Source organism: Streptomyces sp. NBC_00016, from assembly GCF_045040885.1.
Taxonomy (GTDB): Bacteria; Actinomycetota; Actinomycetes; order Streptomycetales; family Streptomycetaceae; genus Streptomyces; species Streptomyces coriariae.
This window is the reverse complement of sequence record NZ_CP108304.1, coordinates 4,288,017-4,311,384: the sequence shown is the minus strand read 5'-3', so window position 1 is coordinate 4,311,384 and position 23,368 is coordinate 4,288,017. Positions and strand designations below refer to the sequence as shown.

At 72.4% G+C, this 23,368-nt stretch carries 18 protein-coding genes and 1 riboswitch; of the genes, 3 read left to right on the top strand and 15 right to left on the bottom strand.

Annotated features, from left to right (window positions below; translation table 11 throughout):
• Positions 1-8: 8 nt before the first annotated feature.
• The 8 genes from OG933_RS19030 to fahA all read right to left on the bottom strand — a co-directional run bounded on the left by OG933_RS19030 (position 9) and on the right by fahA (position 9,813).
• Positions 9-2,861, bottom strand: a complete 2,853-nt coding sequence (locus OG933_RS19030) for a fumarate reductase/succinate dehydrogenase flavoprotein subunit (protein ID WP_405627951.1) — start codon at positions 2,859-2,861, stop codon at positions 9-11.
• 11 nt (positions 2,862-2,872) lie between these two features.
• The gene (locus OG933_RS19025) at positions 2,873-3,700 is read right to left on the bottom strand and encodes an ABC transporter ATP-binding protein (RefSeq protein ID WP_405627949.1); all 828 of its coding nucleotides are present in this window, start codon (positions 3,698-3,700) and stop codon (positions 2,873-2,875) included.
• Positions 3,684-4,565 carry an ABC transporter permease gene (locus OG933_RS19020; RefSeq protein WP_405627947.1) on the bottom strand — a complete coding sequence of 294 codons (882 nt, stop codon included), beginning with the start codon at positions 4,563-4,565 and terminating at the stop codon, positions 3,684-3,686. Before OG933_RS19020 ends, OG933_RS19025 begins: the two co-directional genes overlap by 17 nt.
• On the bottom strand, positions 4,562-5,902 hold the full coding sequence (locus tag OG933_RS19015; RefSeq protein WP_405627945.1) for an ABC transporter substrate-binding protein: 1,341 nt from the start codon (positions 5,900-5,902) through the stop codon (positions 4,562-4,564). The genes OG933_RS19020 and OG933_RS19015 overlap by 4 nt, the downstream gene beginning before the upstream one ends.
• A 15-nt stretch (positions 5,903-5,917) precedes the next feature.
• A complete protein-coding gene (locus OG933_RS19010; protein ID WP_020130156.1) occupies positions 5,918-6,145 on the bottom strand; it encodes a ferredoxin family protein in 228 nt (75 codons plus the stop codon).
• Positions 6,146-6,309: 164 nt separating this feature from the next.
• Entirely contained in the window at positions 6,310-7,098 is a 789-nt protein-coding gene (locus OG933_RS19005) for a GntR family transcriptional regulator (RefSeq protein ID WP_020130157.1), read from the bottom strand.
• A gap of 206 nt (positions 7,099-7,304) precedes the next feature.
• Entirely contained in the window at positions 7,305-8,243 is a 939-nt protein-coding gene (locus OG933_RS19000; protein ID WP_405627942.1) for a M56 family metallopeptidase, read from the bottom strand.
• A gap of 358 nt (positions 8,244-8,601) precedes the next feature.
• Positions 8,602-9,813 carry a fumarylacetoacetase gene (gene fahA / locus OG933_RS18995; protein ID WP_405633438.1) on the bottom strand — a complete coding sequence of 404 codons (1,212 nt, stop codon included), beginning with the start codon at positions 9,811-9,813 and terminating at the stop codon, positions 8,602-8,604.
• 301 nt (positions 9,814-10,114) lie between these two features.
• Here fahA and OG933_RS18990 point away from each other — a divergent pair, with 301 nt between their 5' ends.
• Complete coding sequence (locus OG933_RS18990) at positions 10,115-11,350, top strand: DegT/DnrJ/EryC1/StrS family aminotransferase (RefSeq protein WP_362518040.1); 1,236 nt, start codon at positions 10,115-10,117, stop codon at positions 11,348-11,350.
• On the top strand, positions 11,343-13,709 hold the full coding sequence (locus OG933_RS18985; protein ID WP_405627940.1) for a lipopolysaccharide biosynthesis protein: 2,367 nt from the start codon (positions 11,343-11,345) through the stop codon (positions 13,707-13,709). The genes OG933_RS18990 and OG933_RS18985 overlap by 8 nt, the downstream gene beginning before the upstream one ends.
• Here the strand turns inward: OG933_RS18985 and OG933_RS18980 are convergent.
• The 6 genes from OG933_RS18980 to OG933_RS18955 form a co-directional block, all read right to left on the bottom strand.
• The gene (locus OG933_RS18980) at positions 13,630-14,709 is read right to left on the bottom strand and encodes a glycosyl hydrolase (RefSeq protein ID WP_362270175.1); all 1,080 of its coding nucleotides are present in this window, start codon (positions 14,707-14,709) and stop codon (positions 13,630-13,632) included. The genes OG933_RS18985 and OG933_RS18980 overlap by 80 nt on opposite strands.
• 443 nt (positions 14,710-15,152) lie before the next feature.
• Entirely contained in the window at positions 15,153-15,884 is a 732-nt protein-coding gene (locus tag OG933_RS18975) for a hypothetical protein (protein ID WP_405627938.1), read from the bottom strand.
• A 20-nt stretch (positions 15,885-15,904) separates the two neighbouring features.
• The gene (locus tag OG933_RS18970; RefSeq protein ID WP_405627937.1) at positions 15,905-17,881 is read right to left on the bottom strand and encodes a hypothetical protein; all 1,977 of its coding nucleotides are present in this window, start codon (positions 17,879-17,881) and stop codon (positions 15,905-15,907) included.
• Between the two features lie 81 nt (positions 17,882-17,962).
• A complete protein-coding gene (locus tag OG933_RS18965; RefSeq protein ID WP_405633435.1) occupies positions 17,963-18,718 on the bottom strand; it encodes a polysaccharide deacetylase family protein in 756 nt (251 codons plus the stop codon).
• A 125-nt stretch (positions 18,719-18,843) separates the two neighbouring features.
• The gene (locus OG933_RS18960) at positions 18,844-20,268 is read right to left on the bottom strand and encodes a glycosyltransferase (protein WP_405627935.1); all 1,425 of its coding nucleotides are present in this window, start codon (positions 20,266-20,268) and stop codon (positions 18,844-18,846) included.
• A gap of 67 nt (positions 20,269-20,335) precedes the next feature.
• Positions 20,336-21,400 carry a GNAT family N-acetyltransferase gene (locus OG933_RS18955; RefSeq protein WP_362518025.1) on the bottom strand — a complete coding sequence of 355 codons (1,065 nt, stop codon included), beginning with the start codon at positions 21,398-21,400 and terminating at the stop codon, positions 20,336-20,338.
• 291 nt (positions 21,401-21,691) lie between these two features.
• On the opposite strand from OG933_RS18955, the gene OG933_RS18950 reads away from it, so the two are divergent.
• On the top strand, positions 21,692-22,516 hold the full coding sequence (locus OG933_RS18950; protein ID WP_020130167.1) for an HAD family hydrolase: 825 nt from the start codon (positions 21,692-21,694) through the stop codon (positions 22,514-22,516).
• Between the two features lie 121 nt (positions 22,517-22,637).
• On the opposite strand, the gene OG933_RS18945 is transcribed toward OG933_RS18950, so the two are convergent.
• The gene (locus OG933_RS18945) at positions 22,638-23,111 is read right to left on the bottom strand and encodes a transglycosylase SLT domain-containing protein (protein WP_020130168.1); all 474 of its coding nucleotides are present in this window, start codon (positions 23,109-23,111) and stop codon (positions 22,638-22,640) included.
• A 3-nt stretch (positions 23,112-23,114) separates the two neighbouring features.
• Positions 23,115-23,342: riboswitch (cyclic di-AMP (ydaO/yuaA leader) on the bottom strand.
• Between the last annotated feature and the right edge of the window lie 26 nt (positions 23,343-23,368).

Sequence of the window (23,368 nt, the reverse complement as noted above, 5' to 3'; positions counted from 1 at the left end):
CCGGTGTCTCACAGAGCGCGGGTCGCGTACGCCCTGACGTCCGCGTCGGAGTCCGTCGTCGCCGTGGCGAGGGCCGCGCGGGCGGCTTCCGATGCTCGGTGCCGGGTCAGGGCCAGGACGGCGGCCTTGCGGACGTCGGCGTTCGGGTCGGCCAGGGTCTTGGCGAGGGCGGGGAGGGCCGTGTCGGGGTGGGCCACCGACAGCGCGGTGGCGGCACCGGCGCGGACCTGCCAGGCGGGGTCGGCCAGGGCGGTCACGGCCCGCGCGGCGAGTGGCACCGGGCAGCCGGTGGTGCCCAACGCCCCGTAGGCGGCGGCGCGCACCAGGGCATCGGGGTCGTCGACGAGCCCGACGAGGGCCGCGTGGACGGCGTCGTGCTCGACGGAGATACCTGCGTCGGAGCCGGAGCCGGAGCCGGAGCCGGGGTCGGCGTCGGACGGTGAGGTTTCGTTCAGGCGTCCGGCCGCCACCGTGGCCAGGGACTTGGCGATCGTGACGCGGACCTCGCGGGACGGGTCGGCCGTCGCCGCGCGGGCCAGTTCCTCGGCGGCGTCGACGGAGACCAAGGCGCGGACGGCCTCGATACGGACGGCGATGTCGGCGTCGGTGAGGGAGCCGGCGAACAGGGCGGCGTCGCCGAGGCGCAGGGCGCGCAGCACGTCCAGGGCCGCGGCGCGGACGACGGGGTCGGGCTCGGCCAGGGCGGCGGCGAGGCCGTCGCGCAGGGCCGGTTCCGCCGGCAGGGTCTCGACGAGTTCGCGCAGCGAGGCCGCCGCGGCGGCGCGCACCTGCGCGGAGGGGTCGCGCAACGCCTCGGCGAGAGCCGGACCGGTGCCCGGCGGCACGGTCTCGGTGAGGACGGCGACGGCCTCGCGCCGGACAGCGGCCACCGCGTCGGTCAAGTAGGGCAGCAGGGAGTCGAGTTCGGGCTCGGCCTCGGCGAGGGCGACGAGTTCGAGGAGACGAACGGCCGACTGGGGGGAGGACCGATCGAGGGCGGGTTCGGGCGTCGGAAGCGCAGAGCTGTCCGTGACCTGCGGGGCGGCTGCCTCGGCCCCGGTGGCGAGGGGTGCCACGTCCCGTGAACCGGCCGTGGCCACGTCCTCGGGGTGGACTTCGCCGAGCGGCCGGGAGGGGCCGCCGACGGGGGCGAACTCGTCGACCGGAACCAGATAGGGAGCCACGGGACGGGCCGTGAACTCCATCGCACCAGAGGGGGACTTGTGCAGATCGAGGTGATGGAACCAGGAGTCGTCGTCGCGGCGAGGGTGGTCGAGGCGGTCGTGGTAGAGGCCCCAGCGGGACTCGGTACGGGCCAGGGAGGCACGCGCGGCCATCTCCGCGCAGTCACGGATGAAGGAGACCTCGGCGCACCGCATCAGCTCGTGCGGGGTGCGGGCACCCATCCCGGCGATGTCGTCGCGCATCCGCTCGAAGGACTCCAGGGCCAGCGACAGCCGCGCGCCCGACTTCGGCGGGGCCACGTAGTCGTTCACGAAACGGCGCAGCTTGTACTCGACCTGGGGCTGCGGCGGGCCCTCCGGGTTGCGCAACGGGCGGTAGATCAGCTCGTGGGCCTCGCGCAGCTGGTCGGCGGGAAGCTCACCGTCGTACGCCTTGTACCGGGCCGCGTCCGAGCCGGCCAGGTCGCCGAAGACGAACGCGCCGATCATGTAGTTGTGCGGGACGCAGGCCAGGTCACCGGCGGCGTACAGGCGGGGGACGGTCGTACGGGCGTGCTCGTCGACCCGTACGCCCGAGGCCGAATGGCCGCCGCACAGGCCGATCTCCGAGATGTGCATCTCGATGTCGTGCGTGCGGTAGTCGTGACCGCGTCCGGAGTGGAAGGTGCCCCGGGTCGGACGCTCCGTGGAGTGCAGGATCGACTCCAGGGCCGAGATCGACTCCTCGGGGAGATGGCTCAGCTTCAGGTACACCGGGCCCCGGTCGCCGGCGACCTCCGCCGCGAACTCGGCCATCATCTGGCCCGACCAGTAGTCGGAGTCGACGAAGCGTTCGCCGTGCCGGTTGACCTGGTAGCCGCCGAAGGGGTTGGCGACGTAGGCGCAGGCAGGGCCGTTGTAGTCCTTGATCAGCGGGTTGATCTGGAAGCACTCGATGCCGGTCAGCTCGGCGCCCGCGTGGTAGGCCATGGCGTAGCCGTCGCCCGCGTTGGTGGGGTTCTCGTAGGTGCCGTACAGGTAGCCGGAGGCGGGCAGGCCGAGGCGGCCGCAGGCCCCGGTCGCGAGGACGACCCCGCCCGCGCGGACGGTGACGAACTGCCCCGTGCGGGTGTTGAAGCCGACCGCTCCGATGGCGCGCCCGTCCTCGGGAGAGGTCAGCACACGCACCGGCATCACCCGGTTCTCGATGCGGATCCGCTCCCGCATCTCGCGCCGCCGCAGCTGCCGGTACAGCACCTTCTTGACGTCCTTGCCCTCCGGCATGGGCAGCACATAGGAGCCGGACCGGTGGACCTGGCGGACCGCGTAGTCGCCGTGTTCGTCCTTCTCGAACTTCACGCCGTACGACTCCAGGCGCTGCACCATGGCGAAGCCGCGGGTGGCGGTCTGGCGGACGGTGGACTGGTCGACGATGCCGTCGTTGGCGCGGGTGATCTCGGCGACGTAGTCGTCGGGCTCGGCGCGGCCGGGGATGACCGCGTTGTTGACGCCGTCCATGCCCATCGCGAGGGCCCCGGAGTGGCGGACATGGGCCTTCTCCAGGAGCAGGACGTCCGCGCCGTGCTCGGCGGCGGTCAGGGCGGCCATGGTGCCGGCGGTGCCGCCACCGATGACGAGGACGTCGCAGGTCAGCTCCTCGGCGTCGCCGAGCGCGGGGATCTGGAGGAGGGTGTCCACCGGGGTGCCTTTCAGATGCTCAGTGAGGTCAGGACATCGCGTCGCAGGGCCACACGCGCGGGGTCGTCATGGGCGGCGCGCTCCCGTGGACGCGGCACGTCCCGTACGGCGACGAGGCGGCCAGCGCCGAGGAGGGCCACGCGGTCGCCGAGGAACAGGGCCTCGTCCACGTCGTGGGTGACGAAGACGACGGTCGCGCCCGTGCCGTGCAGCACCTCCACCAGCAGGTCCTGCATGCCGGCGCGGGTCTGGGCGTCGAGGGCGCCGAAGGGTTCGTCCATGAGGACGGCGCGCGGGCCCGCGGCGAGCGCCCGGGCCAGTTGCGCCCGCTGGCGCTGTCCTCCGGAGACCCGGTGCGGCAACTGCCGGGCGCGGTCGGCGAGTCCGACCCGCTCGAGCCAGGCCGCGGCCTGCTTCCTGCGCTCCCCGCGCGGAGCGCCCTGGATGGCGAGGGGGAGTTCGACGTTGGCCAGCAGGCTGCGCCACGGGAGCAGGGCGTCCTCCTGGAAGACCAGCGCGCGGTCCGCCGCCGGCCCGCCGATCGGCCGGCCGTCCTGCTCGACGGATCCGGTCAGCGCGGGCAGCAGCCCGGCCAGCGTGCGCAGCAGCGTCGACTTGCCGCAGCCCGAGGGGCCGACGACGGTGAGGATCTCGCCCGGCGGGACGTCCAGGTCGACATCGGCCAGAGCGGCGGCGTCGGGGCGGCCGAGGGTGGCCGCGCGGAGGGTGAGCCGGGTACCGCGTACGGCCGTACCGGTCGCGGTGGTGGTGGTCGTGTCGGTGGTCGCGCCGTCGGTGTCCGTAGGGGTGGTCTCGCGGGTCTCAGACGAGGTGCTCATCGCGCGCCTCCTCGGGTTCGGGTCCGGTGGGGACGGCGGACGAGGCCGCCGGTGCCGCAGCGGCCGGTCGGGGACTCTTGGGCCGGGCCCGGCCGGTGGGGACGTACGAGGTGCGGGGCAGCCAGTGGGTGAGGCGGCGGCCGAGGAGTTCCACGGCCGTGGACGTGGCCCAGCCGAGTACGCCGATCGTGACCATGCCGACGAACACCCCCGGGTAGTCGACGACCGTGTAGTCCTGCCAGGTGCGGTAGCCGACGCCGTACTGACCGGAGATCATCTCGGCGGAGATCACACAGATCCAGGACACCCCGATGCCGACCGACAGGCCGCCGAAGATGCCCGGCAGCGCCCCGGGCAGGACGACCGAGCCGAGGATCCGCCACCGGCCACCGCCCATCGTGCGGACCGCCTCCTCCCATCCGGGGGGCAGCGCGCGGACGGCGTGCCGGGTGGAGACCAGGACCGGGAAGAAGGCGGCGGTGAAGGTGATGAAGACGATGCCCTGCTCGTTGGAGGGGAAGAGCAGGATCGCGACGGGCACCAGGGCGATCGCCGGAATCGGGCGGACGACTTCGAGGATCGGCCCGAGCAGGTCCTCGGCGAGACGCGAGCGCGCCACGAGCACGCCCGTGGCCACACCCAGGACGGCGGCCAGGAGGAACCCGGTGACGATGCGGGTGAGGCTGTCGGTGAGGTCGGTCCAGTAGTCGTCGCCGGCCAGGCGGTCGGCGAAGGCGCGGGCGACGTCGGCGACCGTGGGGAACTGCGAGAAACGCAACCACAGGTCGATGTCCAGGCTGGTCAGCAGCTGCCACAGGCCGAGGGCGGCCGCCACCGAGGCCACCCGCAGCGCATACCGGGTCACGACGCCCGCCCCAGCGCGTCGGCGTACGTGATGACGCGGGCGCCGCCGTGGGCGTCGACGTAGGCCTGCGCGGTCGCCGGGGCGACGAACGGTACGAGCGTCGTGCCGTCGGCCACCCAGACGGCCTGGTCGGCGAACCACAGGGTGCCCGTGGTGGCGTCGGGGACGTAGGCGGCGCGGATGCCGTCCTTGTGCTGCGCGACGTAGGCCAGCAGCTCGGCGGGTGTCTTGAAGGTACGGGTCTGCGTGGCGCCCTTGGGCCAGACCTCGCTGGCGGCCGGTGCGGGGGCGGCGGCGAGCTGCTTCGCGTAGGACGGGCCGAGCGCCTTCTTCACGTACCGGTCGTCGACGAAGGAGTCCACATCGACGTCTCCGGTCAGCTTGGCCGCCTTGAGGATCGAGACGTCCTCCTTGAGTGCGGCGACGAGCTGCGGCTTGACGGCCGGGTCGAAGGTGGAGATGCCGTGGGCGCCGTTGTAGAGGTAGACGACCTCGGCGGGCAGGCCGGTGGCCTTGGCGACCTTCTCGGCGGCGGCCACCGGATGCGTGTCGAGGTATCCGGTGGCTTCCGACTGCGCCTTCAGGAACGCCTCCAGCACGGCCGGGCGCTTCTTCGCGAAGTCCTCGCGGGCGGTGACGCCGTGGAAGGTCGGCAGGTCCAGCTGGGCGCCGTCGTACAGGGCCTTCGCTTTGCCCTGGTAGGCGAGCAGGCCGGGCCAGGCGACGAACTGCGAGAGCGCGTCGGCACTGCCCGCGGAGAGGGCCGAGGCCCCGACGGCAGGCTGCTGGTTGAGCTTCTCGATGCCCTTGGCCGGGTCGATACCGGCGCGCTGCAAGGCCCGTACGAGGGTGCCGTCGGCGGCGGAACCGATGCTGGTGGAGACCTTCTTGCCCTTGAGGTCCTCGATGGAGGCGAGCTTGGAGTCGGGCGCCGTGACGATGGTGTTGAGGCCGCCGCGCAGGTTGTAGCCGGTGACCGAGACCAGGTGGGTGGGCTTGCCGAGCTGTTTGCCCCGGGCCGCGTTGATGAGGAGCGGGAAGTCGCCCATCGAGCCGATGTCGATCTTCCCGGCGGTCATCTGCGCGGTGATGGGGGCGCCGGTGGCGTAGTCCTGCCAGTCCACTTTGTAGGTCGTGCCGTCGCCGAGGGCGTTCAGCTCCTTCTCGAAGTAGCCGAGTGAGCGCAGGAGGGTGCCGGCCGTGACGGTGTTGATGGTCTTGGACTGGTAGCCGACGGTGACGGTGACCGTGGAGCCGCTACCGGCCTCGGCGCTGCCGCATCCGGTGAGGGGGAGCAGGAGAAGGGCGGCGGACGCGGCTGTCGCTTTGGGTTTCATGGAGGTTCGGGCCTTTCACCGGAGCAGGTAGGGCATGTTGACCGTGACGGCACCGGTGGGACAGCGAGCCGCGCACGGGCCGCAGTACCAGCACTCGTCGACGTGCATGTAGGCCTTGCCGTTGCTCTCGTCGATGGCGAGGGAGTCCAGCGGGCACATGTCCACACAGAGCGTGCAGCCGTCGATGCACTTCGACTCGTCGATGGTCACGGGCACGTCGGCCCGCTGGGGTGCCAGGGTCATGGCTGTCTCCAGAAAAGTCCCGAGAAATTCTGAGAAATCCTGCTCGGCGATGAACCGATGAGGCCGTGCCGAGCGATGAAGGGTTGAGGGCGGAGAAGAGGACAAGCGAGAGGGCGCGAGCATGCGGGCGGAGAAGGGGGCGAAAGCGATGCCGGTGGGAGAGATCAGAGGGAGCGGTGCAGCAGGCCGCTCATCGAGATGCGGTCTCCGCGGAAGCGGATGAACTCCAGGTCCACCGGGCGGCCGTCGGCGAGGTGGGTGAGGCGTTCGAGCATCAGGACGGCAGCGCCACGCGGCGCCTCCAGTACGGCGGCGGAGTGGGCGTCCGCGGTCACCGCCTCGAGCGTGATCTCGGCGTGGCCGAGTCGCTGCCCGGTGACGGCCTCCAGGAGCCGGAACACATCGGTGTTCTCCAGGTCGGCGCCGAGCAGGGCGGTGCCGATGTCGAGCGGGATGTAGGTGAGGTCCAGAGAGAGGGGGAGGCCACCCAGCCGGCGCAGGCGTTCGATGTAGAGCACGTCGGTGCCGGGTGGGACGTGGAGGCGGTCGGCCACCGGGGCGGGCGCGGCGACGGGGCCCATCGTGCGGACCTCGTTGGTGACGTGGCCGTGCTCGTGCAGGGTCTCCGCGAGGCCCATTAGACGGTCCAGGCCGTGCGGGTACTTCTGCGCCACGACGACCGTGCCGACGCCCGGCAGGCGCTCCACCAGTCCCTCGGCCCGGAGCAGGTCGAGAGCTTGGCGGACGGTGTTGCGGGAGGCGCGGTAGTCGGTCGCGAGGGTCGACTCGTGGGGGAGCGTGCCGTCCGGAAAGCCGTCGGTGAGCAGCTGGCGGCGCAGGAGGTCCGCGAGCTGTCGGGCCTGGTCCGCGCGCAGCCGACGACGCGCACGGTGGGCGGCGACGGTGGTCGCGCCCTGGCCGGCGTGGTCTCGGATGCGGTCGGTCGGTGGCATGTTTCGAACCATAGCGAGCCAGTAGGGAAAGCGGTGTTGCCGGAGTGTTGCGCCACCTGCGGGGGCGTCAGAGAAGGAGCTGACCTGGGAGAACAGGACCGGCTTACACAAGATCTGCCAGGTCGGGACGACACGGTCTGGCCAAGGCCGTCCGGCTAGGGCTGTCAGAGCAACGCCGTCGGGACGACGCCGTCAGGCCAACGCCGTCAGGCCAACGCCGTCAGGCCCGGGGCGAAGGTGATCAGCAGGGGCAGCAGCGGGACCAGCGTGGCCACCGTCGCCGTCAGCGCCCGCTGTCTGCGGAGCAGGCGCGGGGGCGGCTGGAGCAGGCGGTCGACCCGCTCGCCCAGGAGACGGTTGCTGGAGGCGCAGGACAGGACGCCCCGGTGCTGGTTCAGCTCGATCAGGGCCAGCGCCGTGGTCAGGTGACCGCAGCGGCGCGACGCCGTGTCGTCGGCGGCGAGTTCGACCAGGCGGTGGGTCTGGTCGCAGAAGTGGGAGAAGAGCGGAACACGGGGGAAGCCGGTGGCAAGGGCGGTCGACAGGTGGAGCAGCCAGTCATGGTGGGCGCGGGCATGGCCACGCTCATGGGTGAGGACGGCGTCCAGCTGGTGGGAGGTGAGGCGGTGCAGGGCGCCGGTCGTCACGATCAACTGGGGTGGGTTGCCCGGCATCCACCAGGCGTCCGGGTACTCGTCCTCCAGCACCAGCAGCGGGCCCCGCGCGGACGGCAGGCCCGCGGGCAGGTCGGGGGCGCGTTCACGCAGGTGGGCCCTGGCCCGGCCGCGGCGCCGGCGTGCCTCGACGAGCTCGCGGGCCAGCATCGCGGTGGTCCAGGCGGCCCCGCAGGCCAGCAGCAAGGTCAGGACAGCGGCCCACAAGGGGGCGGCGGAGAGGTCGTACGCCTCGGAGACCCCGGGCGGTGCGGGGGCGAAGACCCGGGCGCGCACCGTGTGGAACACGGCGGCGGCGCCCAGGGTCAGGGCGGTCAGGCAGCACAGCAGGACCGTGGCGACCAGGCACTGCCACACCCACAGCCCGATCACCGGCTCCCGCTCGGGCCAGGCGGACCGGGTGAGCGCGCGCGGAGCCGGCACGGCGGCGGACAGGGCGACGACGCTCAGCAGGAGCAGGCAGAGAGTCATGCCATGGGCTCCGGATCCTGGTCGGGAAGGGGGCGTGGGCCACGTGCGCGCGGCGTGCGTACGGAGTACCCGCGTGCGTGCGGCCTGCCATGGGCGGCGGGCTCGGCACGAGGACCGTGCCCGCCGTCAGTATGACGGCGGTTCCTCCGGGAGTCAGCCCACGACGACGCCCCGATTCAGCCTCGTCCGCCCCGACTCGGCGGCCTCGCCACGGTCAGCCACCCCACCACCGGGTTGGTCACCGCCCCCACCACCGGCACCGGCACCGCCCCTGGCACCGGCACCGGCACCGACACCGACACCGACCCCGGCACCGATCCCAGCACCGCCCCCGGCACCGATCCCGCCCCCGGCCGCTTCACCCGGCGGTCACCTGTCCGCTCACCTCTCCCAGGCCCACTCGCGTGCCGTCGGGGCCGGGAGCCCAGGCGGACAGGGTCACCACGTCGCCGTCCTCCAGGAACGTGCGCTTGCCGTCGGGGAGTTCCAGCGGGTCACGGCCGTTCCAGGTCAGTTCCAGCAGGGAGCCGCGCTCGTGCGGGTGGGGGCCGCTCACCGTGCCCGAGCCGTACAGGTCGCCGGTGCGCAGGGAGGCGCCGTTGACCGTGAGGTGGGCGAGTTGCTGGGCGGCGGTCCAGTACATGGTGGAGAAGGGCGGATCGGAGATCACCTGACCGTTGAGCGCGACGGAGATGCGCAGGTCGTAGCCGCCGGGCTCGGCGGCCGCGTCGTCCAGGTAGGGGAGGAGGGGGTGGGTCCGCTCCGGGGGCACCACCCGCGCGCTCTCCAGGGCCTCCAGCGGGGTGATCCACGCCGACACCGACGTGGCGAACGACTTGGCGAGGAACGGGCCGAGAGGGACGTACTCCCAGGCCTGGAGGTCGCGGGCGGACCAGTCGTTGAGCAGGCACAGACCGAAGACGTGCTCGCGGAAGTCCGCCAGCGCGACCGGGCTGCCCTGCCGCGAGGGCACGCCGACCACGAAGCCGACCTCGGCCTCGATGTCGAGCCGCACGGAGGGGCCGAAGACGGGCGCCGGCTCGTCGGGAGCCTTGCGCTGGCCGGACGGGCGGACGACGTCCGTGCCGGAGACCACGACCGTGCCGGCCCGGCCGTGGTAGCCGATCGGCAGGTGCTTCCAGTTGGGCAGGAGGACGTCACCGGCGTCCGGACGGAAGATCGCTCCCGCGTTCCGGGCGTGGTGCTCGGACGAGTAGAAGTCGACGTAGTCGGCGACCTGGAAGGGAAGGTGCAGCGTCACGCCGGAAAGGGGATGGAAGAGCGGCTCGACCGTGGGCCGGTGGGCGGGGTCGGTCACCCACTCCGTCAGGGCGCGGCGCACCTGCGACCAGGTCGTGCGACCCGCCGCCAGCAGCGGGTCGAGCGTCGGCGAGGCGAGGAGGCCGGCGTGTGGCGAGCCGAGCGCGCGGGCCGCCGCGCCCGCGTCGAGGACATGGTCGCCGAGCCGGACGCCGACGGTCCGCTCCGTGGAGCCCGGGAGGGAGAAGACGCCGTACGGGAGGTTGTGCGGACCGAAGGGATCGCCCTCGGGAAGGTCGAAGGGGGGCATCGGGTACTGCCTCTCTTTCGTGCGCTCTTTGGTGCTCGCCATGTCGGGCTCGCCGGACCTCGAACGGGTGTCGCGCGGGTGCGCCGAGCCGCGCCACACGTTACGGCCGACGTCGTGGAAGCGACACGGGGGCCGGGCCGGCGAAGCACCGCGGCCGGCAGCTCTCCGCTTCCGGTTGCTCACCCGAAGTCGTCCACCGGCCGGTACGCAATCTTGACGGAGCGGTGCGAAACGGGAGACTCTGGGCGGGTGCTGGAAGGCCTCGGGGAGGGGGCCTTCCCCTGGCACAACTGGGGGGCGGATGGCCATAGGGGAGGCCGGCCTCGGGTCGGCGCGGCGTGGCTCACGGCCGAAACGGCTGGAAGCGACCATGCGCGACAGACTCGGCCGGGAATGCGTGTACGTACCGTCGTGCAGATTCGGGCTGTACGTGGCCTTGCGCCACTGGTGCCCGCCCGGCGGACGGGTACTGATGTCGCCGGTCAACGACGACGTGATCTTCTTCGTGCTGCTCGCGGCGGGACTGCGGCCCGTGCAGGCGCCGTTGAACCCGCTGGACGCGTCGATCGACGTCGATGCCGTGCCGGACGAGGTGTGGGGCTCGCTCTCCGGCGTCCTCACGACGAATCTGTACGGCAACCCGGACGACACACCCCGCCTGCGGGAGAGGTGCGACGCGCTGGGCATCCCGTTGTTCGAGGACGGGGCGCACGCCATTGGCAGCGAAGTGGGGGGCAGACCGGTCGGGGCCTGGGGGGACGCCTCGGTCTTCAGCCTCTCCAAGCATGTCGGTGCCAAGGCCGGCGGATTCCTGGCCTGCGCCGACCCGGGGCTGCGCGAGGCCCTGGCGAAGACCTGCGAGGACCTGCTGCTGCCGGGCCGGTTCACGGCGGAACTCGCCTACACCGTCCGGCCGTACGCGGAGGCGACCGTGCGGGGGCTGCGGCTGCGGCGGGCAGCCTGGGCCACGATGCGGCTGCTCGGGCTGATGGAGCGGGAGGAGATCCGGATGCCGCTGCGGCCGGCCGAGTTGGCCCGCGCCGTCGACGCGGCGCCGGACCTCACCGCGCACGACTCCTGGGTCCGCGTCGACATGCACGACTACCGGCTGCGTTCGGGGCCGCTGAGAGCCGGCCGCATCGGCCGCAGGCTCGACCACCTGGACGAGGTGCTGGCGGCCTGCCGGGCAGGCACGGAGCTGCTCCTGTCCACACCGTGGGCGCGGCCCGGCGCGGCCCGCGCCGAACGGGTCCAACCCCTCTTCCGTGTCCCCCTGTTCGTCACCGACCGGGACGCCGCGAGGGCGGCGCTCGCGCGGCGGGGCATCGTCGTCGGGTACCTCTATGACCCGCCACTGGACGACTACGCGGGTGCCGCCTTCACCGACCCGTCGCCCGATCCCGCCGGGGCCCGCTGGTTCGCCCGGCACGCGTTGCCCGTGGATCCGCTGCGGGCCCGGCAGGTCGTCGAGGTGCTCCAGGAGTCCGGCGTACGGCCGGCCGAGGCGCCGGGAGGGCTGGAGCCGACCGGTGGCTGAGACGCAGGCCGAGATCCAGGTACCCGAACCCTCGGCGCCGCCCGTCGGCAGGGAGGCGGCGGGCACGGCACCGGCCGACGACACGCGCGGCTCCGAATCCCTGTTCAAGAACGCCTACTTCCTGATGCTCAGCACGGGCGTGTCCGCCGTGCTGGGCCTGGGCTTCTGGCTGGTGGCCGCGCGCTACTACTCGGAGGAGGCCGTCGGCCAGGGCTCGGCCGCGATCGCGGCGATGCGGCTGCTCGCCAGCATCACGGCGACGACGATGATCGGGGCCGTAGTCCGCTTCGTGCCGCGCGCGGGGCGGGCCACGGGCTCGCTGGTGTGGCGGGCGTACGCGGCCAGCTCGGTGGTCGTGGCCGTCGCCGCCTTCGTCTTCCTGCTCACCCTGGACCTGTGGGGGGCGACGTACGCACCGCTCGGCACGGCCGCCGCGGGCACGGCGTTCGTCGTCGCGTGCGTGGCGTGGGCGCTGCTCACGCTCCAGGACGGGGTGCTCACCGGCCTGCGCAGATCGGGCTGGGTGCCGGTCGGCAACGCGGTGTTCTCCATCGGCAAGCTGATCCTGCTGGCCGTGTGCGCGACCGCGCTGCCGGCGCTCGGGATCTTCGTTTCCTGGGCCGTCGCGATCGCGTTCTCGACGCTGCCCCTGGGCTGGTTGATCTTCCGTCGGCTGATCCCGCGCCAGGCCGCCGCCGACCGCGACCTGGAGCCTCCGCAACTGCGGGAGATGGGCCGCTTCCTGGCCGGGGACTCACTGGGGGCACTGTTCAGTCTGGCGATGATCAACCTGCTGCCGGTGATGGTCGCGGTCCGCTTCAGCGCGGCGGAGAACGGCTACTTCTACGTGGCGTACACCGTCGGCGGCACGATGGAGTTCATGGCCATCAACATGGCCTCCTCCCTCACCGCGCATGCCTCGCACGATCCGCGCCGGCTCGCCGAGGGCGTGCGCGGGGCGCTGCGCCGGATGACGCTGCTGCTGGTGCCGGTGGTGCTGGTCCTGGTGGTGTTCGCCCCGCAGATCCTGCTGCCGTTCCACGAGGACTACGCCGAGCACGGCACCACCGTGCTGCGGCTGCTGGCCGCCGGGGCGCTGCCCCGGGTCGTGGTCGAGCTGTACATCGGGGTGCTGCGCGTGCAGGGCCGTACCGGGGTGCTCGCCGCGCTCCAGGGCGCCATGTGCACGCTGGTGCTGGGCAGCGCCGCCCTGCTGTTCGCCCCGGCCGGGATCGCCGGCGCGGGCTGGGCGGTACTGATCAGCATGACGCTGATCGCCGCCGTCTCCGCCGTCGGCCTGCGGTCCGCGCTGCGTCGCAACGACCGTCCGCCCGTCGGCCGTTCCTCCGCCGCCCCGGCCTACGGCACCCATTGGGCACGGCTGAACGCCACCGCCGGATACGGCACGAACTGGGCGCGCCGGGCGGCGTACGAACGCGACGGCGTCGACGAGGACACCGTCACCCTGTTCATAGGACGTCCCGGGTACGAACGCGAGGCGCTGCAGGCGGACACGCTGGCGCTGATAAAGCGGCACCCGCACGAGTCCGACGCAGGCAGGACAAGCAAGGGGACCGAGGGGACCGGGGGGCGGGACGAGCCGGCTCGGGAGGTCGCGCGGGGCCGGTCCGCTCAGGCCAGCAGCCGGGGGCGGTGGGTCGCGGGCGGACTGTGGGGCCTGCTCGGCGTGGCCACCGCGGCCTTCTGGACGACGGCGCTGCGCCGGCTGCCCTGGCTCGACGGCCCGTCCGAGGAGATGCTGACCGGACGTCAGCTGCTGGCGGCGCTACCGCTCACGGCGCTCGTCGCGGGGGGCCTGCTGCTCGTGGTGTTCGTCGGCGCGGTGACGCTGCGCGCGACGCGCGGCGCGTCGCTGCCGGGGGCGGCGCTGGGTTCGGTGCTGCTCGCCCTGTACGCCGTGCCTTTCGCCTTCGGCCGGGAGCCGTCACCGGTCGGTGGGGCGTGGTACGCGAAGGCGGCCGGTCTCCTCGCGGAGGGGATGGGACTCGACGGGCCCGAGCCGCTGCTGCGCTGGGCACCGCCAGCCGTGCAGCTGCTGGGTCTCGTACCTCTGTGGCTGCTGCTCGCCGGCGCGGAGCGGTGGCTGACGTGGCCGGGGCGCTGGGGCGTCCTGTATCTCGTCGCGGTGGGCGGCTGGGTGTGGCGACAAGAACTCGCGGCGGCGGCCGTGCCCCTGTTCGTCGTGCTCGTCCTCGCCGCCGTGTTCCTGCCGCTCGTCACCCGTGGCCGGGTGCGCGCCGGACAGCCGCGCGGCGCGGTCAGCGGGGCGGCACGGGCTGGTGGAAGTAGCCGTTCCTACCCGCCTCCCGGTAGCCCTCGAGGCCCGGGCCCTCGTTGACGGTCAGGTCGCACACGGGCTTCTCGGAGGTCGGCCGGTTCCAGTGCACCAGCGCCTTCACCTCCGGGAGCTTCTTCACGGCGGCGGGGATCCGGGTGTACCAGTCGCGCTGGCGTTGCGGGGCGTCGGCGTCCGGTGCGGTGGCGAACTCCGCGAGCATCACCGGCTTTTCGTCGCTGATGTTCTCGCGCAGCCACTCGTAGCTGGGCCGCTGGCTGCGCAGGAAGTCCTTCCAGTCCGTGGTGCCGTGGCACTGGTAGTAGTTGTACTGGTCCATGGCGATCCAGTCGACGTACTCGTCCCCCGGGTAGAGCGCCTTCATGTCGGCCGCGCTGCCGAGGTAGCCGGAGACGGTCCACACCCACACCACGTTGTCGGCGCCCAGTTCCCGGAACCGGTCGCGGACATGGCGGTACGCGGCGACGAACTCCTCCGGGGTGCCCGCGCCTTCCTTGATGCGGGCGTCGGTCTCCTGGTCGAAGGAGAGGAAGACGCGTTTGCCGTAGGCCTTGATACGCCGGATCTGCGGATCGAGGATCTTCTCGTCGAGCTTGCCGGAGGCGATGTTCTTCCAGCCGAGCTGGGTCTCCGTCCAGTTCTCGTGGTGCGGCTCGGTCCAGACGGTGGACTCCCAGGCCAGCATGAGGAGCCGGTCCTTGCCGAGTTCCTGTTCGTCGGGGGTGAGCAGTTCCCCGTCGAGCCGGGTGCCCGACATGTCGTGGTAGTTGTAGACGAGGTCCAGCTTGCGGCCGATCCTCTTCTCGAAGCTGTGCACGGCGTCCTTGAGCGAGCCGTCCTCGGCGTACGGCACGGCGGCGCCCCACCAGGCGCCGCAGGGCGGGATCAGCGTGTCGGTGGGGGCGCAGGGCCCGGTGGGCAGCTCACCCGAGGCCGCGTTGTCGGGCAGAGCGTCCGCCCCGGAATCCGGGTCCTCGGAGCGGCCGGCCCAGATACCGAGCCCGGCGAGCAGCGCGGCCACCGCCACCATCGCGACAGCCATGTAGGTGCGCCTCGCGCTTCTCGGGTCCTTCCCCGGGGCGTCCGCCGGGCCGCCTGCCGGGGGGTCCGCCGGGGCGCTCCCCGGGCCGCCCGTCGGCGAATTCCTCGGGGCGCCGGCCGGGGAGCTCCCCGAGCCGTCCCTCGGCCTGTCGTCCCCCGGGCTGCTCCCCGAGCCGTCCCTCGGCCTGTCGTCCCCCGCGCTGCGGCCCGAGCCGTCCCTCGGCTTGTCGTCCGCCGGGCTGTGGCCCAAGCTGTTCCCCGGCCCCTCGTCCGCCGCGCTGCGGCCCGAGCCGTCCCCTAACCCGTCCCTCAACCCATTCCCCAAGCCGTCCCCCAAGCCGTTCCCCAAGTCGTTCCTCAAACCGTCCCCCGTGTGGTTCTCCACGTCTCCCGCCCCGTCCGGTTCGGCCGGCTTGCGTGGCCCGCGCAGCCGATGCCGTCCCGTCATTGGTCACTGCCACCGGAAGGCCTGCGCCTGACCTTGGCGCGCTCGACCGCGCCGCGCCGAGCGGCGGGCAGCGGCAGCCCCGGCAGAGCCGCGGTGACCGTGGTGAAGCAGGCGAGCGAGACCAGGAAGGCGGTCATCGAGAAGGCCTTCACCAGGAACAGCGAGGTCGCGGTGAGCACGCCGAGCGAGAGGCTGATGGGCGCGGCGAGCGCCACCGCCTCCAGTCTGGCGCCGGAGGCCAGGCGTCCTGACTGCGGATACAGCGCCGCGCAGCCAGGACCGAACAGGACGAACAGCAGCACCGGGATCCAGCGCAGCGGAGAGGGGCCGGGTACGGCGGTGGCGGCCAGCGCCGACCAGCCCGAAGCCGCGACGAGGACTCTCAGATGCGTCGAGGTGAACCTGCTGCCCTCGACCCCTTCGGCCTCGCCCATGATCGCGACGCCCACGCCCACGCCCACGCCCACGGGCCCGGGCCCGGGCCCCACGCCCACGTCCCCGTGCCCGGCGCCCAGTTCCCCGGCGCCCACGTCCCCTGGGCCCAGTTCCCTGTGGCGCACATCCCCGTGGCCGAGGTCCCTGCGACCCGGTTCCCCGTGGCCAAGGAGCCCGTGACCCAGGTCCCCGTGACCCAGGTCCCCGTGACCCAGGTCCCCGTGACCGAGGTCCCGGCGGCCCTTGTCGGCGGTGTTCTCGTTGTCGATGTCCTCGGAGTCTGTGGTCGTCACTTCGATCACCTTGTGGTCATTCATCGGGTGGCCGGGCGGTACTCCAGGACGACGCCGTACGGATGGCTCTCGACGGTCCGGAAGAAGGGCGAGGCGGACAGCTTCGAACGCAGGGTGTCGAAGCCGCCGGGCGGCAGCAGACCCTCGCCGGCGGTGTAGATGTCCTGGGTGCGGGTGAGGACGACGTACGCCTTCGTACCCGGTGGGATCCCGTCCGCGAGATAGCCGGCCGGGTCCTTCAGCATCTTCTCGTTCTCGGGCAGCGCCTGTTCGGCGAAGAACCAGTGCTCGAGACGGTCGTAGCGGTGCAGTGCCTGCGGGAAGGAGCCGCTGGTGGCGAGGATCAGCGAGCCGTCGGGAGCGTTGTCGAGGGCCCTGGTGACCAGGGCGGTCTCGTCCGGCGGCGTGTAGAACATCTTCTCCTTGCCGTAGTACGACGGCAGGAAGCCGGCCAGCAGCACCAGCAGGACGGCCGGCAGCGCGAAGGCCGCCGTCCTGCGCCGCAGTGCCTTCGCCCTGCTGCGGTGGGTGCCCGCGACGGCCGGCACGAGCGCGGCGGCGGCGAAGAAGGCCGCGCCGGGCAGGGCGAACAGATAGACACGGAAGAGCATTTCGCCGCCGTAGTCGTTCACGGCGAACAGCGGTACCGGGGCGACGGACACCAGCAGCAGGGGCAGCGCGCTGCGGGTCAGCCGACGCCGCAGTACGACGGCGGTCCCGGCGAGGACGGCGACCGCGAGCACCATCGCCACGTTGGCGGTGCCCGCGAGTTCCGGCCCGGGCCCGGTGAGCTGCCCCGCGTAGCCCGCGCGCGAGTTCTCCGTCAGCTCGCCGATCGACTTCCTGATGGTGGAGAGCGTCTCGACGAACAGCGGCCGCCCCATGGTCAGGTCCCAGGTGAGCATCAGCAGCGCGGCGACGACCAGCAGCCCGTAGTTGCGGTAGCGGCGGGTGAGGCTGAGCGCGACCAGACAGATGGTGAGCATCACCGGGGTGAGCTGGTGCGTGGCGTTGATGGCGGCGATCAGCGGGGCCAGGATCACCACGCACACCGCGCGCTGTTTCCTCCCCGTCGGCGGCGGGACGGGCGCGGCCACCGGGTCGAGGAAGGTGCGGTCGCGCAGCCGTCCGGCGGACCCGGGCCGTACGAAGTGGCGCAGCACCACCGCGAGGACCGTCAGATGCAGCAGGTACGCGAGCGCCTGCGGGGCGAAGTAGTCCTGGCCCACCCAGTTGGCGAGCTGGAAGATCCACACGGCGGTCCAGATCAGCCGCCAGTCCTCGCAGAAGGTGCGGTAGATCAGGACCAGCACCGGCATCATGAGCAGGCCGACGACGATCGGCGCCCAGTTGGCGTACACGGCGGCGTTCTCCACGCCGAAGGCGCGCACCAGGCCCGCGTTGAGGGTGAAGAAGCCCGGCCACTGGTCGTAAGCGGACATGTTGCCCGACAGTGCCGCGCCCGGTCGCAGCTCACCGTTGGCGAGCAGCGTGTCGACGATGGCGTCGTGCTTGGAGGCCCACGGGTAGCGCACCGCGTCGTACAGCACCGCCGGCGGCGCCTTCAGCGCCAGGAGCAGCGCGGCGCAGTGCGCGGCCGGCCACCAGGGCGCGGTGCCCGCGCGCCGCAGACTGAGGACGAAGCCCGCGGTGAGGACCAGCAACGAGAGGTAGTAGGCGACCGGCAGCCGGTCCAGCAGGCCGTAGTCGCCCATCTCACGGAAGCCGATGCGGGGCAGCGCGTACACCCACAGCCCGGCGGCGAGCAGCAGCGTCAGCAGGCCGGCGTCCGGTGGACGGCGCGGGATACGCCAGGGTCTGCGGTCACCGCCGATGGCCGGGCCCGGACCACCCGGACCACCCGGACTATCCGGATAAGCCGGACCACCCGGATCAGCCGGACTGCCCGGAGTGCCGGGGCTTCCCGGTCCGGTGGAGAGGTCAGGGGTGGGCAGCTCGCTGCTCTCGGTGCTCGGTACGGGCACGTGTTGATGCACGTCGAGGCTCCCCTCCCTCAAGTCGACTATAGGAATTTTCTCTTCTTTTCACACCAAAATCGTCGAATCGCCGAACTCGGCTCAACCTGCGAACACCGGTCCCTGTACGGCGGCGCGGGCGCGGCGGTACCAGCGCCAGCCGACCGTCTTCGGTCCGTCGCGGTACGGGGCGACACGGGCACCGGATCCCGCCAGCCAGCCCCGGACGTCGGCGACGGTGTGACCGCGGCGCACGATGAGCCGGGCGATGCGGTAGTGCTCGTCGCGGTCCGAACTCAGCGCGTGCCGAACGGCGGTGGCCGTCTCGTAGCCCGTGGCCGCCGCCGTTCGCCGTACCCGGCCGCTGTTGTAGCCGTGCGGGTAGGCGAGATGACGGACCTGGTGGCCGAGGGCGTCCTCCAACACCAAGCGGGAAACGCGCAGTTCGCGCGCGAGCGCACGCGGCGCGAGGGTGTCCAGTTGGGCGTGGGTGACGGTGTGGCTGCCGATCTCCATGCCGTACCGCTCGAGTTGCGCCGCCTGCTCCAGCGTCATCATCGGGGCGGGCGGCAGCAGGCTGCGCCCGCCATGGGTGATCGCTCCGGTGGTGAGGTAGGCCGTCGCGGACAGTCCGCGCTCGGCCAGCGCCTCGGCGGTCGGACCGGGCAGATCGGCGAAGCCGTCGTCGAAGGTGAGCAGTACCGGCCGGGGCGGCAGCGGCGCCCGCCCCGCGAGGTGGTCGGCGAGCGCGCTGATCGTGACGGGCGTACGGCCGCTGTCCACGACGGCGTCCAGGTGCTCGCCGAACTGCTTGGGGCTGACGGTGAACTCGGCGATCCAGCCGGGCGGTTCCTCCATCACGGCGTGATATAGAAACACCGGGATACTCCCGTTACTCCCGTTACTCCCGTTGCCGCCGTTGCTGCCGCCGTTGCCGAGGTCGTTGCCGGCGCTGCTTCCGCCGGTTCTGTGTGCGGACGCCGTCATCGCGCAGCACCTCGCAGCGCGCGCCGGGCCCGCAGATAGCCCACCGGCCCGTAGAGCATGCCGCGCCGCTGGAGCCGGGAGAGCCGGGCGGGCCAGGCGTGGGTCCGGGCGTCGTGACCGCCGGGCGCGCCGTCCGCCGCGGGCTCCGCCTCCCGGCTCGCCGTCAGCGTCCGTGCGTGGGCGAGCCCCCGGGGCAGCCGGGCCAGGAACGCGGGCAGCAGGCCGGGCCGGTTGACGAGGATCGCCGTCAGGTAGGCGGTGAGGCCGGCGCCGTAGCCGTACGCCTGGGTCTCCAGGTCCCGCCAGGTCTCCCGGTGGTGGTGCCAGACCAGGGCCAGCGGCGTGTAGTGGAGCCGATGGCCCCCGGCGAGGACCCGGACGAACCCGTAGAGGTCGTCGCCGCCCCGCGCGAGCGTCCCCGCCCCGGTCGCCGGGTCGAAGCCGCCGGCCGCCCGCAGCACCTCCGTACGGAAGGCCATGTTGGCGCCGGAGCCGAAGCGGCCCGCGGTGAACGGGAACAGCGGCTCGTCGGCGGGCGGATCCTGCGGGTCGTACGTGCGGGCCGTGAAGCCCTTGGCGAAGCCGCCGTGGCTCTCCAGGAGGACCTGGGCGGGGGTCCGCAGCCGGGCCGGCAGGATCAGGCCGGTGGCGCAGCCGAGGCCCGGGTCGGCGGTGAAGGGCGCGGTGAGTTCGGTGAGCCAGCGCGGGTCCGCCACGACATCGTCGTCGGTGAACGCGATCACCTCGCCGTGGGCGGTCTCGATGCCCTTGTTGTGCGCGACGGCGAGACCGGGCGCCGGTTCGGTGACGTACCGCACGCGCTCGGCGTACTTGCGTTCGACCAGGTCCCGGGTCGCGTCCGTCACGGGCGCGTTGTCGACGACGACGATCTCGAAGTCCGGATGATCCTGGGCGAGCAGCGAGTCGAGAGCGTGCGCGAGCTTCTCGGCGCGCTCACGGGTGGCGACGACGACGGTGGTGAACGGCACGGCGGCGGCCGGGGCGGGCGCGCCGGCGCCCTGGCCCGTGGCGGTTGGGATGGCGGGGGCACAGGCGGTCTCGGCCTGAGCCATGGCGGTCGTGGCCATGACGGACTGGGCCATGACGGCCTGGGCCGTGGTGGTCGGGGCTGCCCCTGCCGTGGGCCCCGTGGAAGGGGCAGCCCCGGGGGCCTGCTCGCGGGTGGCCAGGTCCATGAGGGCGGTCTTCGGGTCCGCTCCCTCCGGTACCGACCCGAGCAGCGTCCCGATCGGCCGCCCGCCCCTTCTGACCAGCACGAACACCTCGCCGTGCGTGACGGGCGGACTTCCCGGCCCCGGTCTGAGGACACCCCCGTCGTCCAGTTCCAGCTCGGCGACCTGCACCGGCTCGATGTCCAGGAACCTCTGTATCTCCTGCTGTGCACGTGCAGCGCGGTACATGAACCCCCCTTGTCTCACGCCCGTCACACCCGTCACGCCCGTCATGCCGGTCGGCCGGTGCCGCCCGTCACGGTCGGCGCAGTCGGCCCGCGCCCTTCAAGGTCCGTGCGGCCGCCGCGGCGAGCCTCGGCCGGCTGCGCACGAAGTGATGCGCCCGGCGGGACGGCTCACGGCTGAGCCAGTGGAGCGCGGCGCCCACCCCCGGACGCGACCACGCCCCCTCGTACACGGGCAGCTCCCCGGTCTTCAGCGAGTCCTTGTACTCGGCCGCGCCCCGCCCCAGGTCGAGCAGGCCGATGCCCTCGGCGGCGGCCGACTCGGCCATCCGCAGATGCAGCACCAGGCCCGGCGAGAACTTCGCCAACTCCGGTTCGTACGCGGGGAACCAGCAGGCGAGGACGGTCGACGAACGCAGTCCGAAGTGCGCGGCGATCGGCTGGTCACCGGCGTAGAGGACGGACAGTGTGCCGGAGCACTCCGGCGCGCGGGTCCCGCAGAGCGCGTCCACGAGCCGGCTGATCCACTCCTGTGCGAACCGGTCCCGGCGGCCGGTCCTGCGGTACTGCGCGGACTTCCACGCCATGAGCGTGCGCAGCGCGGCCGGATCGCGCTCGTCGAACACGAACCGCACCTCCCCGACCTGGCGGCCGAGCCTGCGCTCCTTGGCCAGCGTCGTCTTCAGGAACTTCGGCGACTGGGCGCGCAGCACGGACTCGTAGGTCTCGTAACCCTTTTCGACGTCGATGACATAGGAGGCGTACTCCTCGGCCGCCTGCGGGACGAACAGCCCCTGCTCCGCCTCCAGGTTGTCGAAGGCGAAGCTCGACAGGCCGCACGCCCGCATCAGTTCGTCGGCGTTCAGCCCGAGACCCTGGGCCAGCACCGCGCCCTGCGCGTCCGAGACGCCGTACGCGAGGGCCTGGCCCTGTCCGAGCCTGCCCCGCTCGTGGGGCAGGAAGCCGACCGGCTCACGCCCCTCGTACACCACCGCCACCCGCGAGCGCGGCCGTACCAGGCCCACGGCGTCGGTGAACTCCGGTTCCATGAAGGGGTTTCGCGGCAGCGTCGACGCGGCACGCAGCGCGCGCCACCGCTCCCTCTCCCCCTCGCCGAGGTCCTGCGGCCTCAGCACACGAATGCGCCCACTGCTCAACCTGACCCCCCGATCAAGTCCCCCCTGGACACCTGGACGGTACCGGTCCACCCGGGCATCGCGGTAGGTAGCGTCGCATGTTGTTGCCAATCGGTGCAGAGGCCTTTAACCGCCCGCTACCCGGCGATGTGCCAGAAAGCCGTTTCATTGCGTCGGTCGGCAGCCAGGCGTGAGCCAGGCGTACAAGGGGAGTTGGCAGAACCGGACAGGACTTGGACGTCGGCCGGTTCGCGTCGAACCGGGGAGGCCCGGGATCCGTATTCTCTGATCATGGCCGCACCCACCGCATATGCCGCGCGCACCGCGTACTCCCTCATCGCCACCGACCTGGACGGGACGCTGCTCCGCGGCGACGACACCTTCTCCGACCGGTCGCTCGACGCGCTCGCGCGGGTGGCGGCCGCCGGCGCACGCCACCTGGTGGTGACGGGACGGCCCGCGCCCCGGGTGCGCCCGCTGCTCGACCGGCTGCACAGCAGGGGGCTCGCGGTGTGCGGGCAGGGCGCACAGTTGTACGACGCCGGCGCGGACCGTCTGCTGTGGTCGGTCACCCTGGACCGGGAGCTGGCCGAGACCGCGCTCGGCAAGATCGAGGCGGAGGTCGGGCAGCTGTACGCGGCCGTCGACCAGGACGGTGTCGACGGGCTGACACTCATCGAGCCGGGTTACCGGATGCCGCACCCGACGCTGCCCGCCCTGCGCGTCGGCCGGCGCGACGACCTGTGGTGCGAGCCGATCAGCAAGGTGCTGCTGCGCCATCCCACGCTGTCCGACGACGAGTTGGCGTCGACGGCCCGCTCGGTGGTCGGCTCGCTGGCCACGGTCACCATGTCGGGGCCGGGCACGGTCGAACTCCAGCCCTGCGGGATCACCAAGGCGACGGGTCTGGCCCTGGCCGCCGAACACCTGGGGCTGCGGCCCGAGGACACCGTCGCCTTCGGGGACATGCCCAACGACATCCCGATGTTCGACTGGGCGGCCCGGGGCGTCGCCATGGCCAACGCGCATCCGGAGCTCAAGGCGGTGGCCGACGAGGTGACGACGTCGAACGAGGACGACGGCGTGGCCGTCGTCCTCGAACGTCTGTTTCCGTAACCGGCTACCGGCTACCGGCTACCGACTCCCGGCTGTCGGCAGTCGGCTGTCGGGCCCCGGGCCCCGGCGGTCGACAGCCGGCGACCGGTGACCGGTGACCGGTGACCGGCCGGCGGTACGGTCAGTACGCGCCGAACACGTTGTCGATCGAGCCGTAGCGCGCGGCCGCGTAGTTGCAGGCGGCGGTGATGTTCGCGACCGGGTCGTACGAGTCCCACGACGTGCCGTTGACGTGGTAGGCGCGGAAGGTCGGGTCGATGACCTGGAGCAGTCCCTTGGACGGGATGCCCGCGGCCGCGTTGGAGTCCCAGAGGTTGATGGCGTTGGGGTTGCCGGAGGACTCGCGGATGACGTTGCGGTAGATGCCGTTGTACGTCCCCGGGATGCCGTGCTGCCCCATGACCTGGAGGGAGGCGCGGATCCAGCCGTCGAGGTTGTTGGCGTAGCCGAGGCTGGTGGCCGTGGAGACGGCCGGGGTCGCCGCGGAGGCGGTGGTCGCCCCGAGTACGGGGAGAGCGAGCACGGCCGCGCCGGTGGCGGCGACGGCGAGCGTGCGGATGAAACGGTTGCGGCGCGGCTGAGCGGCAGCGGGCATGTCGAATTTCCTCTCCGGCGCCTGCGAGGTGAGCTGTCGGGTTCGGGCGGGAGCTGCCCGGTCGCGTCCTGACGGTCGCGGCTTTACCCCAAGCCGTACGGCCTGTCCGAAGCGTCTTGTGTGTCCAAGACGTCCGGAAATTCCGTTTCGGCGACTTACCTGGTTCCCCCGCTCCTGCCGAGCGTTATCGATGGGTGTTCGGGCGGCGGCAGGATTCGGCGTTCCGCCCGACAGGCCGGGAACGTATGCGAGAGCAC